Here is a 17073-nt window from a genome sequence, read left to right as displayed (position 1 = left end):
TTATTTTTGGCTTATTACTTGGGCACCCGCAGGTACTCTAGCATCATCAACCATTTTCTGCGTAGCAGCATTTGGTGCTGTAGTAGCTAAACTTACTACAACCATTGCTACTAAACTTACAGTCGATCCAAAGATACCAAAAGTTAACTGAGTAATTCCTAGGAATCCACTTCCACCACTACGTACCCAAATTAGATACGCAAAACCAGAAACTAGACCTAGAACCATACCAGCTATAGCACCTTCTTTGTTCGCTCTCTTCCACCATACTCCAAGTACAAGTGGCCAGAACAAACCAGACATCGCAAAGTCAAAAGCCCATATTACTGAACCTAAGATTCCTTGGATCTCCATCGCTGCAATAGTTGCGCCAGCAAAACCAATCACTACAAGTAATATTCTTGCAACAGTTAGTCTCTTAGCTGTCTCTGCCTTAGGGTCTACCATTTTATAGTAAACATCGTGAGAGATAGCATTTGCGATTGCTAGAATCAAACCATCAGCAGTAGACATAGCTGCAGCCATACCTCCGGCAGCAACTAGACCTGAAATTACATAAGGTAATCCTGCTACTTCTGGTGTTGCTAATACTACAGCTTTACCAGCCATGAAGAACTCGTTTAATTCAACAGTTCCATTGCCATTAAAGTCACTAACAAACATCAGATTAGCTTGGTTCCAGTTTTGATACCAATCTATCGCTTGAACTTCAGCTACTGATTTACCAATAATACCTGTTGGTAATGTTGGATCAATCAAAGCCAATTTAGAAAGTGTAGCTAACATTGGTGCAGAAGAATAAAGTAGGAAGATAAAGAATACCGACCAACCTACAGATTTTCTAGCTGCTTTTACACTTGGGGTAGTAAAGAATCTCATCATTACGTGTGGTAATGATGCAGTTCCCATCATCATCGCTAATGCTAATGAGATGAATGCCCAAGGTGTTGCGTTTACTTCTGAGTGAGCTTTTGTAATACCAGCTAACCCTTTAGGTACAGTTTTTAGATCAGCAGCACTGTTTTTAACAAAACCAAACTGTTGTTCTAATTCACCTATTCTAGCTACTTCATCAGCTAACATGAAGTGAGGGAAAAATCCCGCACCAATATTATTACTGATCCAGAATACTGGAAGCAAGTAAGCTATAATAAGTACAATGTATTGTGCAACCTGTGTCCAAGTTACTCCTCTCATACCACCTAACATTGAGCATAGTAATATACTTACTAAACCAACATAAACTGCGTATTGAAATGGAATATCTAAAGCAACAGATGCAATTGTACCCGTAGCGTTAATTTGTGCAGTCACATAAGTAAATGAGGCAACAGTTAAAACTATCACTGCCATCAACCTTGCTGTGTTACCACCGTATCTAGTACCTACAAAATCTGGGACCGTATAACACCCAAATTTTCTTAGGTATGGTGCTAATAAAGTTGCAACTAACACATAACCACCTGTCCAACCAACAAGCAAAGCCATATATCCATAACCTTTAAAATAAATACCACCTGCCATTGCAACGAATGAGGCACCAGACATCCAGTCTGCTGCAGTTGCCATTCCATTGAATACAGTTGGAACTGTTCTTCCAGCTACGTAATAGTTACTCGCTTGTGCTGTACGAGATAGCCAACCAATTACAGCGTAAATGAATACTGTAAAAGCAACAAAACAAATTCCTATTGCTTTTGATGACATACCCATTTGTTCGCCAATCGCCATCAGAATTATAAAACCTATGAATCCTCCAGTATAGATTCCATAAATCTTAGGCAAGTTGTCTATAAAATTACCTTTAATCATTAATCGTCTCCCCTCTCTGCGAAGCCGAACTCTTCATCAATTTTTTCTTGTCTACCTGCAAACCAAAAAATTAGTATTACAAATAATCCAAGAGAACCTTGACAAGTGAACCAGTAAGTTAACGGATACCCAAAAGGACCCGTAACTTCGTTCATTTCAGCGCCAAAAAGGAATATACCCATTGAGAATATAGCCCAAATTACTAATGTAACTATTAGCAAACCTTTGGTCTTTTCCCAGTGTTGTGCATTTTTTGCCATGTATACCTCTCTCTTTTAGTTATAACTTGCGAAACCATAACCATTCTGAGATAGATTAAAAGTGTAAAAAATGTACATATTTGGTTAGTTTTTCCTATATTTTCCACTAAAAATAGAATTTTATGACAAAAAAAAAATTTACTTGGCGAGATTTATCCCTTGACGATTTCAAAGTGTATTTTTTTTCATTATTCAAAGCCTTAATTCCAAAAAAAAAATTAAGAAATTTTGATGATTTGGAAAATTTTATTCAAACAAAGTCAGCGTGGGTATCACAAGTAACACTTTACAGTTATTTAAAAACTAGAATGGGAACAAGGTATGTTCTTCACTTTGATAATGATGAATTTATGAAGTCTGTTAATCAAGCAAAATGGAATATCTATGCTGTAGCATTACAAGATTTAAGTTTCTTTGTTTTTTCATACTTAAAAGTAAATTACAACTTTAATGAACAAATAAAAGCTAAAGAAATTTTTTTAAATATATTGGATGACGAAACATCAAATAAAATGCCTATTGAAATAGTTGAGGAAGCAAAAAAAAATTTTGAAGAAAGATTTAAGTCAATTAATTGGGAAAAATATTGTGATGATATTCCTTTTAATCCGAGTGCTCTATCTTTATACAAGTGGGCACCAATTGCAGATGAACTAAAAACTTTAGATAGAAAAATTGTCTTAAATTCAGTAATTTTAAAATGGGATATAATCAAAAAAGAATTTAAAGATAGAATTCAATTTTAATTATTTTTTCTATTATCAACTAAACTTTCAACTACACTAGGATCTGCTAATGTTGTTGTGTCTCCAAGTTGATCATGCTCATTAGCAGCAATTTTTCTTAAAATTCTTCTCATAATTTTACCTGATCTAGTTTTAGGTAATCCGGGAGTAAAGTGGATTAAATCGGGTGTAGCAAGGGGACCTATTTGTTTTCTCACCCAAAGTTTTAAGTCTCTTTCAAGTTCGCCAGTCTCAACTTCACCGGCATTTAATGTTACATAACAATATAATCCATTGCCTTTTATATCATGTGGATATCCCACAACAGCTGCTTCAGCTACTTTAGGATGTGCAACAAAAGCACTTTCTATTTCTGCAGTACCTAGATTGTGTCCCGAAACAATTATTACATCATCTACTCTTCCTGTAATCCAGTAATATCCATCCTTATCTCTCTTGCAACCATCACCAGTAAAATATTTCCCTTCAAACTGAGAAAAATAAGTATCTATAAATCTTTGATGATCTCCATAAACAGTTCTCATTTGGCCTGGCCATGATTGAGATATGCAAAGCCTTCCTTCGCCAGCTCCCTTAATTTCTTTTCCTTGTTTATCTAAAAGAGCAGGTTTAATTCCATAGAAAGGTTTTGTTGCTGATCCAGGTTTAAGAGGAATAGCTCCAGTTTGAGGTGCGATCATTATGCCACCAGTTTCTGTCTGCCACCATGTATCAACAATTGGACATTTGGAATTTCCAATTGTTTTATAATACCACATCCAGGCTTCAGGATTGATTGGTTCCCCAACTGTTCCCAATAACTTTAATGATTTTCTTGAAGTTTTTTTGACTGGATTATCACCCTCTCTCATCAAAGCCCTTATAGCCGTAGGCGCTGTATAAAAAGTATTAACTTTATATTTATCAACTATTTGCCACCAACGTGAGCTGTCAGGATAATTGGGAATTCCTTCAAACATTATGGTAGTCGCGCCATTAGCAAGAGGTCCATAAATAATATAGCTATGACCTGTTACCCACCCAATATCAGCTGTACACCAATAAACATCTTTAGGTTTATAATTGAAAATATATTGATGTGTCATCGATGCATAGACCATGTAACCACCTGTTGTATGCAATACCCCTTTTGGTTTTCCTGTAGATCCTGATGTATAAAGAATAAACAATGGATCTTCAGCATTCATTTCTTCTGGTTCACATTGAGATGAAACGTCTTTAATTAAATCGTGGTACCAAACATCTCTATGATCATTCCAGCTAACTACATTTCCAGTTCTTTTAACCACTATACATTTCTTAACATTAGGACAGCTTAGAAGCGCCTCATCAGTTGTAGCTTTTAAAGGAATTGTTTTTCCACCTCTAATACCTTCATCTGCAGTAATAATATATTCAGACTCACAATCATTCACTCTACCAGATATCGATTCTGCTGAAAATCCTCCAAAAATAATTGAGTGAATAGCACCAATTCTAGCACAAGCTAACATTAAAATAGCCAACTCAGGTATCATTGTTAAATAAATTGTAACTCGATCTCCTTTTTGAATTCCTAATTTTTTTAAACCATTAGCCGCCCTAGATACTTTTTGATGGAGTTGCTTGTATGAAATTTTTTGATGGTCTTTTGGATCATCTCCTACCCAAATTATAGCGGTTTTATCTTTTTTATCCTTTAAATGTCTATCAATACAATTTGCAGCAGCGTTTAAAGTTCCATCTTGGAACCATTTAATTTTTACCTCTTTAGAACTATACTTAACATCCTTTATTTTCTTATATGGTTTTATCCAAGTTATTCTTTTTCCTTGTTTTTTCCAAAAACTGTCATTGTTTTTTATAGATTCGTTATAATTTTTTTGATACTGAGCTTTGTTTGATAAACTTGCTTTAATCCACTCTGGTCTAGTCTTAATTATTAATTCTGAAGCAGTTTCTTTTTTTTCAATTTTTTTCTTTTTACTTCTTTTTTTTTTCTTTCTTTTGAGAATTTTAACTGACTTTTTCCCTCTGAAGGATCTTTTATTTTTTTTTGAAGATTTTCTTTTTTTTTTATACTTTGTTTTTTTCTTTTTTTTCTTAGGCATAAAAATAAATTTAAATTACTAAATCTTACCCATGTTATTTATAATTTTCCAGCTTTTAGAATCTATTGGCATAACAGATAGCCTACTTTGTTTAATTAATAATAAGTGGCTTAATTGCTTGTTTTTTTTAATTTTCTCTAAGCTAACAGGTCTCTTTAGTTTTTTGAGAAATCTCACATTTACGGCTACAAACTTACCAGAAGCATCTGTTTTATCTTGATAGGCTTCCTTAGTCACTTTAACAATACCTACGATTTCTTTACCTATATTTGAATGGTAAAAAAAACATTGATCTCCTTTTTTCATTAATTTTAAATTTTTTGCCGCCTGGTGATTTCTAACTCCATCCCAAGGGGCACCACTAGCTCCTGCGTCTTCCTGCTGATATATGGACCAAACATTTGGTTCTGATTTTAACAACCAATAATTCATTTAATTAGTAATCTATTTAACCTTTTGTAGTGCTTTCTATGTATATACGGAAAAAATTTGGTAACAAAATTGTTCCATTTAGAAACTTTTTTTTTAAAAAACCAATCTATCTTATTATGATCAAGACCAAACCCATAATATGAATACCCATAATTCATAAGCCTTTTTATTAACTTTTTTTTTTGTAGCTTATTTAGATGTAAGTATTCGATTGAAATGTTTTCTATTTTGAACTTTTTAAAGTCTAAGTTCATCATGACTTCATAATCTGAACCTTCAATATCTATCGAAAAATAATTAATTATTTTATTATTAAAATTTTTCTTTAGAAAGGTATTTATTCCAATTGTTTTAATTTTTTTGGTTTTAATCTTTGAACCTGGAAAATGATTTTTTACATGATTAATCTTATTAGAAAAAAGTTGATAATGTGGAGCATCCTTTTCAGAAAAAAAAAATTTCATATAGCCCATATCTTTATGAGTTATTGCAACATTAAATATAAATACTTTATTAAATTTTCTCCAAGATTTTTTAAGTTTCTTAATATTTATTGGATTCGCCTCTATAATGTAAATTTTTTTTCTGTTATCAGAATTTCCTTTTACAAACTCTGAAAATCCATCTCGAAAATTATTACTGGGATCCATATCTCCAACACCTCCACCTATATGTAGATAGATCATCTTTTTTAAATTTTAACTCCTGATCCTTTTAAAAATTTAGCTTTTTCATCTAGAGGCCATCTTGGTTTTGCGGGGAAATCAAGTTTATTAAATTGACCTAGTTTAAATTTTTCCAAACCAACCAAAGCAATCATTGCTGCATTATCGCCACATAAGTTAATTGGTGGAAATATATTTTGATAATTGTTTTCCTCACAGAGTTTTATTAGCATTGATCTAATTTTTTTATTAGCAGCAACGCCACCGGCAACAACAAATATTCTTTTCTTAGATTTACTCATTTTTTCAAATTCTTTAAAAGCAATTTGAGTTTTTTTCTTTAAAATTTCTTCAATAGTTTTTTGAAAAGATGCTGCGATATCAAACTTATCTTGCTCAGTTTTGATAGATTTACTTAATTTCAGTATTGCTGTTTTTAATCCAGCAAAAGATAAGTTACATCCACCTCTATTAAATATGGGCTTTGGTAATTTAAATTTGTTTGGGTCGCCTTTTTCGGCTAGCAACTCTATTTGAGGACCACCAGGAAATTCTATACCTAGTAATTTTGCTGTTTTGTCAAAAGCCTCACCTAGAGCATCATCGATTGTTGTGCCCAATCTTTTATAAGAATTTATATTTTTAACATATAAATATTGCGAATGTCCTCCTGAAATCAATAACAATAGATATGGATAATCTAAATTTGAATTAAGTTTAGGACTTAAGGCGTGACCCTCTAAATGATTAACAGAAATAAATGGAATTTCCATTGTTGAGGCAAATGATTTTCCAAAACTTAAACCAACAGATAAACACACTATCAATCCTGGTCCTGCTGTAGACGCTACAGCACTTATTTCCTCTATATTGATATTACTATCATCTATAGCTTTTTGAACAATCCAATCTATTTTTTCTATGTGGGATCTGGCTGCTAATTCAGGTACTACACCACCGAATTTTTTATGAATATCTATTTGACTTGAGACGATGTTTGATAAAACAATAGGTATTCCTTGTTGATTTTCAGTTATTATAGAGGCAGCTGTTTCATCACAACTCGATTCAATTCCTAAAATTATAGGCTTTTTGCTCATTCAAATAGTTTTTAATAATAGTACAATCTCTTTACAAGAATGAAAAAAGAAAAATTAGTAATAGGATCGAGAGGTAGTAAATTAGCATTAATATATGCTCAAAAAGTAAAGAATAAGATATTAAAAACATCAAAATTTCATAACTTTCAAATAATAATAAAAGAAATTGTGACTAAAGGAGATCAAGTTCATAATAAGAGATTGTCAGAGTTAGGTGGAAAAGGATTATTTTCTAAAAATATTGAAACAGAATTAATTGAGAACAAAATAGATATTGCAGTCCATGCACTTAAGGATATGCCTGTTATTGAGACAAGTGGTTTAATTACAAATTTTTTTCTTAAAAGAAATGACGCTAGAGAAATTTTAGTAAGCAAAGATAATAAAAAACTTAAAGATTTAAGAATGAATTCTATAATAGGAACATCGTCCTTAAGAAGAGAGTTTCAAATAAAAAAATTTAGAGACGATATTTCTTGTAAGCTTATAAGAGGAAATGTTGATACAAGATTAAAAAAACTTCAAGAGGGTTTTTATGATGCAATAATTCTTTCATATGCAGGTTTAAAATCATTGAATCTTGAAAAAGAAATATCCCAAGTGTTTTCCCTTGAGGAAATTATTCCAAGTGTTGGCCAAGGAGTTATTGCAATGCAATGTAGAGAAAAAGATATAGAGGTTATAGATTTACTAAAAAAAATAAATGATCCTGGAACATTTCAATGTGCTGTAGCAGAAAGAAATGTTCTTAAAATTTTAGAGGGAGATTGCGATACTGCAGTTGGTGCAAACGCAACACTAAAAGACGATAAAATTATTCTTACAGCTGAATTATTTTCTTTAGATGGTTCTCAAAGATTTTATGAAAAAAAAATTAGTAATAAAAATGAATTTGAAAATATAGGATTAGAAATTGGGAAAATTTTAAAACAAAAATCCAAAGGAAATTATAAACATTGATATGCATATATTATTAACAAGACCTTTAGAAGACTGTTCTGAATTGATTATTAGATTTAAAAAGTTGGGCCATATTGTTTCTCATATGCCTTTGTTAAAAATTGAAAAAAAAAATTATGACGATAGTTTTTTGAATAATAGTAGAGGCATTATTTTTACTAGTGCGAATGCAATTAAGTTTTTAGATATAAAAAATATTGATAAAAATATCAAATGTTTTTGTGTAGGTTTGCAAACTGAAAAAAAAGCAAAGAGTATTGGTTTTCAAAATATAATTTGTGCTGAGGGCAATGTAAGAAATTTAAAAGAATTAATCATGCAAAATTTTGAAACTCATGAGGGAAATCTAGTTTATGTAAGTGGTGAGATCATATCTATGGATTTAGATTTACAATTAATTAATGAAGGATATTCTATTAAAAGAGTTGTGAATTATCAGACAAAACATAATAATAATTTTCAGGAAAAATTTGTTAACGAATTAAAAAAAAATATTCCAGATATAGTCTTTATTTATTCCCAAAATAGTGCTCTGAGTTTTTTAAAATTTATTAAGTTTAATCATTCAGAAACTCAATGGATGGATACTAATTTGATGTGCATAGGTGAAAAAACCTCGTCAATATTGAATGAAATCAAGTGGAAAAAGATATTTCTTTTTAATCCTGGAGAAGAAGAGTTTTTGTTATATAAAATTTAAATATGGAATTAATAAATAATTTTTCTGAAATATTTTTGTCAGTTTGGAATAAAGGAATACTTGGGGTTGATATTTTTCAAATACTCATAGGTATTGGAATATTTTTACTTTTTTTAGTTTTCAGAGGATTAATTAGTAAATTGATTATAAAAAAATTAGAGGTTATTTCTAAAAAAACAACAAATAAATTAGATGATACATTTGTTCAATCACTTACAGGTCCAGCAAGATTTTTGCCAATAGTTCTTGGTTTTTTTATAGCAAGTTATTACATGACTTTTTCTTTAGAGGGTCGAGAGGTTGTAGATACAATTAATAGAACATTAATAACAATTTTAATTTTTTGGGTAATTCATCAAATTATAGAGCCTATATCTTATATTTTAAGTGGTTTAGACAAACTTCTTACGAGAGAATTAATAGGTTGGATTATCAAATCATTAAAAATTTTGATTTTTATTTTAGGTTTAGCAGCTGTGCTAGAGTTGTGGGGTATTAAAATAGGCCCGATCATCGCTGGACTTGGGTTATTTGGAGTTGCTGTTGCTTTAGGCGCACAAGATTTATTTAAAAATTTAATTTCAGGAATTTTAGTTTTAGTAGAAAAAAGATTTAAAATTGGAGATTGGATTTCTGTTGATGGTATCATTGAGGGTATAGTTGAAAAAATAGGTTTTAGGTCGACCACAATAAGAAAATTTGATAAATCATTAGCTATTATTCCAAATTTTCAATTTGCAGAAAATGCAGTTATTAATGTAAGTGAAACCTCAAACTGGTTAATAAGTTGGATAATAACACTTCAATATGACACTACAGTTGATCAATTAAAAAAAATTAGAAATGAAATTGAGGAACACATAAATAACAGTGAGGATTATAATACAGAAATTGGAATCGCAGTGAGAGTTGATAAATTTTCAGATAGCTCAATTGATATGTATGTTAGATGTTTTACTAAGACAGGCAGTTGGAATAATTGGCTTGATGTTAAAGAGAGATTAGCAATTGCAATTAAACAAATAGTAGAAAAAAATAATGCCTCTTTTGCTTTTCCCAGTCAGTCTATTTATGTTGAAAAAAAATGATAGCAATTTTTTATTTAGTTTTGCAAATTTTAAAACTTTATTCATACGTAGTTATTGCCAATGTGGTAATAAGTTGGTTAATAGCTTTCAATGTTCTTAATACTCAAAACCGGTTTGTTTATGCAATTTTAGAATTTAGTTACAGACTTACAGATCCATTTCTAAATAAAATAAGACGTTTTTTGCCAAATTTAGGTTCATTAGATATTTCACCAATCATTCTTCTTTTATTGATTTGGTTTATTGAAATGTGTATGAAGCTTTACATCGCACCAATAATTTTTTAAAAAAAATATGATTTTAATTGATGGTAAAAAAGTAGCTGCAGAATTAAGAGAAGAGTTAAAGGGAGAAGTATCTCAGTTAAAAAAACAACATAACAAAATACCTGGTTTAACAGTTATACTTATTGGAGATCTTACACCAAGCCAAATCTATGTAAGAAATAAAGAAAGATCCGCTAAGGAAGTTGGATTAAATTCAGAAGTAATAAAGTATCCAGATTCAGTTGAAGAAAAAACTGTATTAGAAAAAATAAAAGAACTGAATGTCGATGCCACAGTTTCTGGTATTTTAGTCCAGTTGCCGTTACCAAAACATATTGATAAACAAAAAGTAATTGAAACTATTGATCCTTCAAAAGATGTTGATGGTTTTCATCCAATGAATGTTGGTAATCTTTCATCTGGTTATGAGAGTTCAATTCCTTGCACACCTCTTGGATGTTATTTGTTGATTAAAAAAATTGAACCTAATATCAGTGGAAAAAAAGCAGTGATAGTAGGACGATCAAATTTAAATGGAAAGCCGATGACACAACTACTTTTAAAAGAGAACTGCACTGTCACTATTACACATTCTAAGACTAAAGATTTAAAATCTGAGTGTTTGCAAGCAGATATTATTGTAGCAGCAGTAGGCATTCCAGAGCTAGTTAAAGGTGATTGGGTTAAAAAAGATGCAATTGTTATTGATGTGGGGATAAATAAAACTGAGAAAGGGATTGTAGGAGACGTTAATTTTAATGAAGTTTCAAAAAAAGCTAAAGCTTTGACACCAGTTCCTGGAGGCGTGGGACCAATGACTATTGCTTGTTTACTGAAAAATACAATAGAGTGTTTCAAAAGATCGCAAATTTAATAATTAAATCTTATAATTTAATTTGGTAATTTAAAGTATGAAAAAACCAAAATATCCATACAGGATTGGTTTAATATTTCTGTTGCTAACCGTCCCAACTATTGGCGCGACTCAGCTAGGTTGGTATTTACATGATATGCAAACAGGATTTGATTATGGTATGATAGTGGGGACAGTATCAGTAATATATGCTGCTTACCTCATGTATGAAAAAAAATGGAGAGAAGAAGACGAGGATTAAAAAATGGAAAAGATGATTTTTTTTGGTTTAGTTATACCAATAATGGCATTTGTTTTATATCTTGGCGGCACAGCTATAATGAAAGGTTTTAGTGCAAAGGAAGCCAACAAATTAGATAAAGCTGATGAGAAAGATTCAAACTCAGATGATTTTAATTTTGCTAATGAAAAAAACAATCTAAGTGACGAACTCTCAAAATTAAGCGATTTGCATGAAAAAGGTGTAATAACTCAGGAAGAATTTGATAAAGCAAAAAATAAATTACTGAATAATTAATATCATTATTTTTTTTTTTCCATTAACCATAAATTATCTCCAGCTAAAAAATAAATTTTTCCATTATTAGGGTGTATTTGTATGTCTCTAATTCTCCCTATTTCATTTTTAAAAATAATTTCTTCTTGTATATTTAATAAATTTTTAAAATTTAATTTCCTTAATGACTTGTCTTTGAGAGATGTTATTAATGCTTGGCCATTCCACTCTTTAAATTCTTCACCTTTATAAATAGTTATTGCGCTCACAGCTATGGAGGGCACCCAATATTGAATTGCTTTTGTAAAACCAGGTTTCCATTTTGGACCAATCTTCGTACCTGAATAGTTAGTTCCTCCCCATCCTAGAATTTTCCAACCATAGTTTTCACCAATCTTAACTTCTCCAAACCAGTCACCTCCTTTTGCACCATGATTACTTATATAAATTTTTCCATCAAATGGGCATAAAGCTATCCCTTGAGGATTTCTCACCCCAATTTGATAAATTTCAGGTAACCAATTTGATTTATTTTTAAATTTAGGGTTATCTTTTGGTATGCTTCCATCAGTATTAATTCTAATAATGCTCCCCGGATGTTTTGTTGGATCTTGTGCAATCATTCCCTGACCTCTTTCACCAGCAGTAGCAAAAATGTAATTATTTTTTATTAAAAGTCTTGAACCAAAATGATATCCAGAGTCTATTGGTGGGTTAGCTTGAAAAATATTATTAAAAATTAAACTTTTTTTATCAAATTCTGCTTTAGCTATTGAAGTACTGGTTTTTCCACTTCCTCTATTTTCTGAATAAGAAATATAAACAAAACTATCTTTAAACAGAATATCTAACAAACCTCCTTGACCATGTTCTAGATAATTTAGATTATGATTAACTTCAGAGATTTTTTTAGAATTAAGATTAATTAACTTAATTTTCCCACTTTTTTCTGAAATTAATAATTCATTATTATTGATGAATGTAGAGCCCCATGGGTCATTTAAATCTATAATTTTTTTAAAAATAAGATTTTCTGCAAATGAAACATTTATAGAAACTAAAAATAAGAATATGGAAATAAAAAATTTACTCACTTTAAGAAAGTTTTGATCTACCACCATCGACGGCAATAATCTGGCCAGTAACCCATGAACTATCATCAGTAATGAGAAATTTTGCAAGAGAAGCTGAGTCTTTTCCTTCGCCCAATCTTTTTAAAGGATGAGCTTTTGCTATTCCATCCGCTAATGCTTTGTTTTTCAACATTGGTTCCGCAATCTTTGAATTAGTTAAACTTGGTGCAATACAATTAACTCTAATATTTGGAGCAAATTCAGCTGCCAATGAAACAGTTAATCCCTCAACAGCAGCTTTAGCTGAAGCAATTATCGCATGATTAGTAAATCCTCTTTGTGCTGCTACTGTAGAGAATAAAACTACTGAACCCTTATTTTTTTTTAAACTTTCTTGATAACCTTTAATAACTTCAACTGCCGAATAGAGATTTAATTTCATGCATTTATTAAAATCATTTTCATTAACCATTCTCAGAGGTTTTAAATCTATTGAACCAACACAATAAGCAACCCCTTTTATATCTGAAATGTCATTTTTAACTTTTTCTATAAATCCATCTTCTAAAACATCAGCAATGGTAAAAGCACAACCAAGTTTTTCAGAAATGCTTTTTGTTTCATTTTCATTTCTTCCAACTAAATGAACAGAATTTCCTAGGTTTACTAATTGTTCAGCTAAGCTAGATCCGATTGAACCTGTCGCACCAAAAATAAGATATTTTTCTGACATAAAAAATTTTATTCGTTATATTTAACTATGAAGTTATTTTTTATACTGGGTAATCAATTATTTCCATCAAAATACTTGGACCGCTTCAAAAAAGACCACCTATTTTTTATGGCCGAAGATTACAAGTTATGCACTTATGAAAAACACCATAAACAAAAAATACTTCTTTTTTTATCCTCAATGCGCTCACATGCAGATACTCTTAAAAAAGATAAATTTAAATTAGAATATATAAAAATTGAGGATAAAGAATTTAAGTATGATTATTTAAAAAAATTGCAAAAAATAATTAATTCCAAGAAAATAAAAGAGATTTCAAGCTTTGAAGTTGAAGATAAATTTTTTGAAAAAAAAATTAATCAATTTTTTAAAAAGGAAAAAATAAAATGGAATATTATTCAAACTCCAATGTTTTTAAACTCAAGAGAGGAATTTAAACAATATCTCTCCAAATCAAAAAAACCTTTCATGGCAACTTTTTACAAGGATGTTAGAAAAAAATCAGGAATATTGATGGGTTCAGACGGAAACCCAATTGGAGGTAAATGGAGCTTTGATGAAGATAATAGAAATAAATTACCAAAAAATATTTCTGTTCCAAAGTTTCCAAAAATAAATGAAACTAATCATACAAAAAAGTTAAAACCAATTATTGAAAAATTATTCAAAGATCATCCAGGTAAAACTGAAAATTTTTGGTTCGCTACTGAATATAATGATGTTGTAAAGCTTTTAAATTTTTTCATTAAAGAAAAATCAAATTTATTTGGTGATTATGAAGATGCTGTTGATCAAAAAGATAATGTTTTATTTCATAGTGCATTAAGTCCATATATTAATTTAGGTTTAATTACTCCAGAATTTATTATTAAAAAAGTTTTAGAATTCCATAAAAGTAAAAAGATAAGATTAAATTCATTAGAAGGTTACATACGTCAGGTAATTGGTTGGAGAGAGTTCATGAGAGGAATTTATCAAGGTTATTCAAATGAAATGGAAACCAGAAACTTCTTCAAACAAAATAGAAAAATGAAAAAATCTTGGTATGAAGGCACAACCGGTTTACCTCCGCTTGATTATGCAATTAAAAATGCTTTAAACCATGGATGGTCTCATCACATTGAAAGATTAATGATTTTATCTAACATAATGAATCTTTGTGAAATAAAACCTACCATAGTCTACAAATGGTTCATGGAAATGTTTGTAGACTCCTCAGATTGGGTAATGGTGCCCAATGTTTATGGTATGGGATTATTTAGTGATGGAGGAATATTTGCAACCAAACCTTATATTTGTGGATCAAGTTACTTTATGAAAATGATGGATTTTAAAAAAGGTGAGTGGTGTAACACTATGGATGGTCTTTATTGGAGATTTATTGATCGAAATAGAAATTTTTTTTTAAAAAATCCTAGACTTTCAATGATGGTCAGAATTTTCGATAAAATGAAAACTGAAAGAAAAAAAATGATTTTGTCAGCTGCAGATAAATTTATTAAACAAAATACAATCTAGTGAAAAAAGAAAATCTTCCTTCAAAAATTTGTTTTGTTTGTAAAAGACCTTTTGTTTGGCGAAAAAAATGGAGATTAAATTGGGAAAAAGTCAAATATTGTTCAAAAAAATGTTCATCAAAAAAGTAAAAAATTTTTATAAATATTTAATTTTATTTTTATTTGTAATTCTCTCAAATAATGTTCGTGCAGAATTTTTTGAGGATTTATCAAAAATTATTGAGAATAATAAGAAAAGACTTAGCTACGGTATTTCTGTAACAGATTTTAATATGGATGGTAATTATGAGTTTTTGGTTACAGGTTTTGGCTTTCCAAATTTAGCTCTAGCTTTTCAGGATGGAAAATTAAAGGATTTAAACCAACAAAAAATTTTTTCAGATACTTCAAAGAAAACCATAGGAGTTGCTTCTTGCGATATTGATAAAGATGGTTTTGAAGAAATTTATTTTTTAAACACTGATACATATAGTGGTGTTAAAAAATATTCGGATAGATTGCTAGATTTTAAAAACAATAATTATTTTGATTTATTTGAATTAGAGAAAAATATGGAAAATCTAAATTTAACAGCAGGAAGATCTGTAGTTTGTGTAGATAGAAAGGGAAACGGTGAATATGGTATTTATGTTGCTAACTACGGTGGACCAACAAGATTTTATGAGATTGAAAACGAGACAATAAAAGATCAAGCTAAGAATTTAAATATTGATAACATTACTGGTGGAAGAGCAGTAGTGTCGGGACATATTCTAACAACAAAAGCAGATATTTTTGCAGCAAATGAAAGAGGAGCAAATTTTCTTTTTAAGAATAATAATGGAAATTTTGAAGACGTAGCTTTTAATTATAGAGTAGATGATGTTATCCAAAATGGTAGAGGCACAGCTTTATCTGACATATATTATCGTGGTAGATTAGATATCTTGAGTGGAAATTGGCGTGGTTACCATAGAGCCTATGTATTAGAAAATAATGAATTTAAAGATATTGGCAATAAAGATTTTGACCAACCCTCTAGGATAAGAACAATTATTTCTGCAGATTTTGATAACGATGGATTTGATGAAGTTTTCATGAACAATATTGCAGAACCAAATAAATTATTTCGAATAAAAGATAATGGTAAATTTGAACAAATAGATTTCCAGGTAGGACTCGAAGCTGATGGTTACGGAACTGGAGCAGCTGTTGCAGATATAGATAATGATGGAATTTTAGAATTATTAGTTTCTAGAGGTGAAAGTAAAGAACAAACATTAACTTTGTACAAGGCGATAGTTAAAAAAGAAAATAAATATTTAAGAATTAAACCACTTAACAAACATGGTGCTCCAGCAAGAGGAGCTACAGTAACATTAATAACCGATCAGAGAAAACACTCAAAAACTATTGACGCAGGATCTGGTTACCTATGTCAAATGGAGCCTGTGGCACATTATGGAATTAGAAAAAATGAAAAAAATTTTAAAGTGGAGGTTAGATGGACAAATGGAAGTATAAAATTAATTGATATTAGCAAGTTAAACCAAACAATTACTGTAAAACAAAATTGAAAAAAACATTTAATATATCTTTGATTGTGTTCGTAATATTATTTCAACTTAAATCGTTTGCTGAGGAAAAAAACTATCACAAAGAGCTAATTACCGATTGGTCGAGAATATTCCCAGATAAAAATAGAAATGCCGCAGGACCAAAATTTTTTAAATATATTATAGATAAAAAAATTACCTATAAAGACTTTATTGAATTTAATAAATTATATTGTGCAGTTTCTGGATCCCTGATCGATCCAAACAGTGAATCAGAATTTTTATTTATTAAAGAAAGTAAAACAAACAAAAAAATCTGTGGAAACTATTATAGATGCTGTGTTCCATGTTCATGTGATCTTATGAAGTATTCTGAGGCTCAAAAAATAGAATATAAATTTGAAGATGGTTTCAAAGAATTTTATGTTTTAACAATAAAGAATCCTTGTGCTAAAAAAGATTTTCCTAATAGAGTAAACAAAGATTATTTTTGTGATGGTGAAAAAATAAATAAATCAGAGGTTTATAGTCTAAATGGTCGAATTGTAATAGGTTTATTGCACAATGGGAAAAATTGTGAAAAAAATGAAATAGACTTGGTCAAAAGTCACCAAGTTACTGGTAGATATTGTGAACTAAGAAATAATACACCTTTAGAAAATTTAGATGCTGGTATGGGTGATATTTTTATAAAACTAGCAAGATAGATTTTAAAAAAAACTTTCA

20 protein-coding genes are annotated in these 17073 nt (G+C 30.1%); 12 read left to right on the top strand and 8 right to left on the bottom strand.

What is annotated here, in order from left to right; all coding sequences use genetic code 11:
• Entirely contained in the window at positions 1-1812 is a 1812-nt protein-coding gene (locus AMN95_RS00615; RefSeq protein WP_075522073.1) for a sodium:solute symporter family protein, read from the bottom strand.
• Complete coding sequence (locus AMN95_RS00610) at positions 1812-2072, bottom strand: DUF4212 domain-containing protein (RefSeq protein WP_075522072.1); 261 nt, start codon at positions 2070-2072, stop codon at positions 1812-1814. Before AMN95_RS00610 ends, AMN95_RS00615 begins: the two co-directional genes overlap by 1 nt.
• A gap of 122 nt (positions 2073-2194) precedes the next feature.
• Here AMN95_RS00610 and AMN95_RS00605 point away from each other — a divergent pair, with 122 nt between their 5' ends.
• On the top strand, positions 2195-2818 hold the full coding sequence (locus AMN95_RS00605; protein WP_075522071.1) for an esterase: 624 nt from the start codon (positions 2195-2197) through the stop codon (positions 2816-2818).
• Here the strand turns inward: AMN95_RS00605 and acs are convergent.
• Genes acs through tsaD form a run of 4 tightly spaced genes read right to left on the bottom strand, consistent with a single transcriptional unit; the run spans position 2815 to position 7105 of the window.
• On the bottom strand, positions 2815-4908 hold the full coding sequence (gene acs / locus AMN95_RS00600; protein WP_075522070.1) for an acetate--CoA ligase: 2094 nt from the start codon (positions 4906-4908) through the stop codon (positions 2815-2817). The two genes, AMN95_RS00605 and acs, sit on opposite strands and share 4 nt — an antisense overlap.
• A gap of 18 nt (positions 4909-4926) precedes the next feature.
• Positions 4927-5340, bottom strand: a complete 414-nt coding sequence (locus tag AMN95_RS00595) for an EVE domain-containing protein (protein WP_075522069.1) — start codon at positions 5338-5340, stop codon at positions 4927-4929.
• Positions 5337-6026: an FkbM family methyltransferase gene (locus tag AMN95_RS00590; RefSeq protein ID WP_075522068.1), complete on the bottom strand. Its 690-nt coding sequence runs from the start codon at positions 6024-6026 to the stop codon at positions 5337-5339. Before AMN95_RS00590 ends, AMN95_RS00595 begins: the two co-directional genes overlap by 4 nt.
• 5 nt (positions 6027-6031) lie before the next feature.
• On the bottom strand, positions 6032-7105 hold the full coding sequence (tsaD, locus tag AMN95_RS00585; RefSeq protein ID WP_075522067.1) for a tRNA (adenosine(37)-N6)-threonylcarbamoyltransferase complex transferase subunit TsaD: 1074 nt from the start codon (positions 7103-7105) through the stop codon (positions 6032-6034).
• 39 nt (positions 7106-7144) lie between these two features.
• Here tsaD and hemC point away from each other — a divergent pair, with 39 nt between their 5' ends.
• From hemC to AMN95_RS00550, 7 genes are read left to right on the top strand one after another with little or no spacing between them, the layout of a single operon-like run.
• The gene (gene hemC / locus AMN95_RS00580; protein ID WP_075522066.1) at positions 7145-8065 is read left to right on the top strand and encodes a hydroxymethylbilane synthase; all 921 of its coding nucleotides are present in this window, start codon (positions 7145-7147) and stop codon (positions 8063-8065) included.
• A gap of 1 nt (position 8066) precedes the next feature.
• Entirely contained in the window at positions 8067-8765 is a 699-nt protein-coding gene (locus AMN95_RS00575; protein ID WP_075522065.1) for a uroporphyrinogen-III synthase, read from the top strand.
• Positions 8766-8767: 2 nt separating this feature from the next.
• Complete coding sequence (locus AMN95_RS00570; RefSeq protein ID WP_075522064.1) at positions 8768-9853, top strand: mechanosensitive ion channel family protein; 1086 nt, start codon at positions 8768-8770, stop codon at positions 9851-9853.
• On the top strand, positions 9850-10140 hold the full coding sequence (locus AMN95_RS00565; RefSeq protein ID WP_075522063.1) for a YggT family protein: 291 nt from the start codon (positions 9850-9852) through the stop codon (positions 10138-10140). The genes AMN95_RS00570 and AMN95_RS00565 overlap by 4 nt, the downstream gene beginning before the upstream one ends.
• 7 nt (positions 10141-10147) lie before the next feature.
• The gene (locus AMN95_RS00560) at positions 10148-10993 is read left to right on the top strand and encodes a bifunctional 5,10-methylenetetrahydrofolate dehydrogenase/5,10-methenyltetrahydrofolate cyclohydrolase (RefSeq protein WP_075522062.1); all 846 of its coding nucleotides are present in this window, start codon (positions 10148-10150) and stop codon (positions 10991-10993) included.
• Positions 10994-11030: 37 nt separating this feature from the next.
• Positions 11031-11234 carry a hypothetical protein gene (locus AMN95_RS00555; RefSeq protein WP_075522061.1) on the top strand — a complete coding sequence of 68 codons (204 nt, stop codon included), beginning with the start codon at positions 11031-11033 and terminating at the stop codon, positions 11232-11234.
• Between the two features lie 3 nt (positions 11235-11237).
• Positions 11238-11510 (top strand): SHOCT domain-containing protein, encoded by a 273-nt coding sequence (locus AMN95_RS00550; RefSeq protein WP_075522060.1) that lies wholly within the window; start codon positions 11238-11240, stop codon positions 11508-11510.
• A 5-nt stretch (positions 11511-11515) separates the two neighbouring features.
• Here AMN95_RS00550 and AMN95_RS00545 read toward each other — a convergent pair whose 3' ends face one another.
• On the bottom strand, positions 11516-12610 hold the full coding sequence (locus AMN95_RS00545; RefSeq protein WP_075522059.1) for a PQQ-dependent sugar dehydrogenase: 1095 nt from the start codon (positions 12608-12610) through the stop codon (positions 11516-11518).
• Entirely contained in the window at positions 12585-13295 is a 711-nt protein-coding gene (locus tag AMN95_RS00540; RefSeq protein ID WP_075522058.1) for an SDR family NAD(P)-dependent oxidoreductase, read from the bottom strand. The genes AMN95_RS00545 and AMN95_RS00540 overlap by 26 nt, the downstream gene beginning before the upstream one ends.
• A 27-nt stretch (positions 13296-13322) precedes the next feature.
• Here AMN95_RS00540 and AMN95_RS00535 point away from each other — a divergent pair, with 27 nt between their 5' ends.
• The 4 genes from AMN95_RS00535 to AMN95_RS00520 are packed head-to-tail and all read left to right on the top strand — an operon-like array spanning position 13323 to position 17054.
• Entirely contained in the window at positions 13323-14813 is a 1491-nt protein-coding gene (locus AMN95_RS00535; protein WP_075522057.1) for a cryptochrome/photolyase family protein, read from the top strand.
• A complete protein-coding gene (locus tag AMN95_RS05780; protein WP_075522056.1) occupies positions 14813-14941 on the top strand; it encodes a DUF2256 domain-containing protein in 129 nt (42 codons plus the stop codon). Before AMN95_RS00535 ends, AMN95_RS05780 begins: the two co-directional genes overlap by 1 nt.
• Positions 14881-16368 carry a CRTAC1 family protein gene (locus tag AMN95_RS00525; protein ID WP_256997907.1) on the top strand — a complete coding sequence of 496 codons (1488 nt, stop codon included), beginning with the start codon at positions 14881-14883 and terminating at the stop codon, positions 16366-16368. Before AMN95_RS05780 ends, AMN95_RS00525 begins: the two co-directional genes overlap by 61 nt.
• Positions 16365-17054 (top strand): hypothetical protein, encoded by a 690-nt coding sequence (locus AMN95_RS00520; RefSeq protein ID WP_256997906.1) that lies wholly within the window; start codon positions 16365-16367, stop codon positions 17052-17054. Before AMN95_RS00525 ends, AMN95_RS00520 begins: the two co-directional genes overlap by 4 nt.
• Positions 17055-17073: the final 19 nt, after the last annotated feature.

The sequence above is a fragment of the Candidatus Pelagibacter communis genome (assembly GCF_001180185.1).
GTDB classification, from domain to species: domain Bacteria; phylum Pseudomonadota; class Alphaproteobacteria; order Pelagibacterales; family Pelagibacteraceae; genus Pelagibacter; species Pelagibacter ubique_F.
This window is presented reverse-complemented; position numbering and strand designations above follow the sequence as displayed.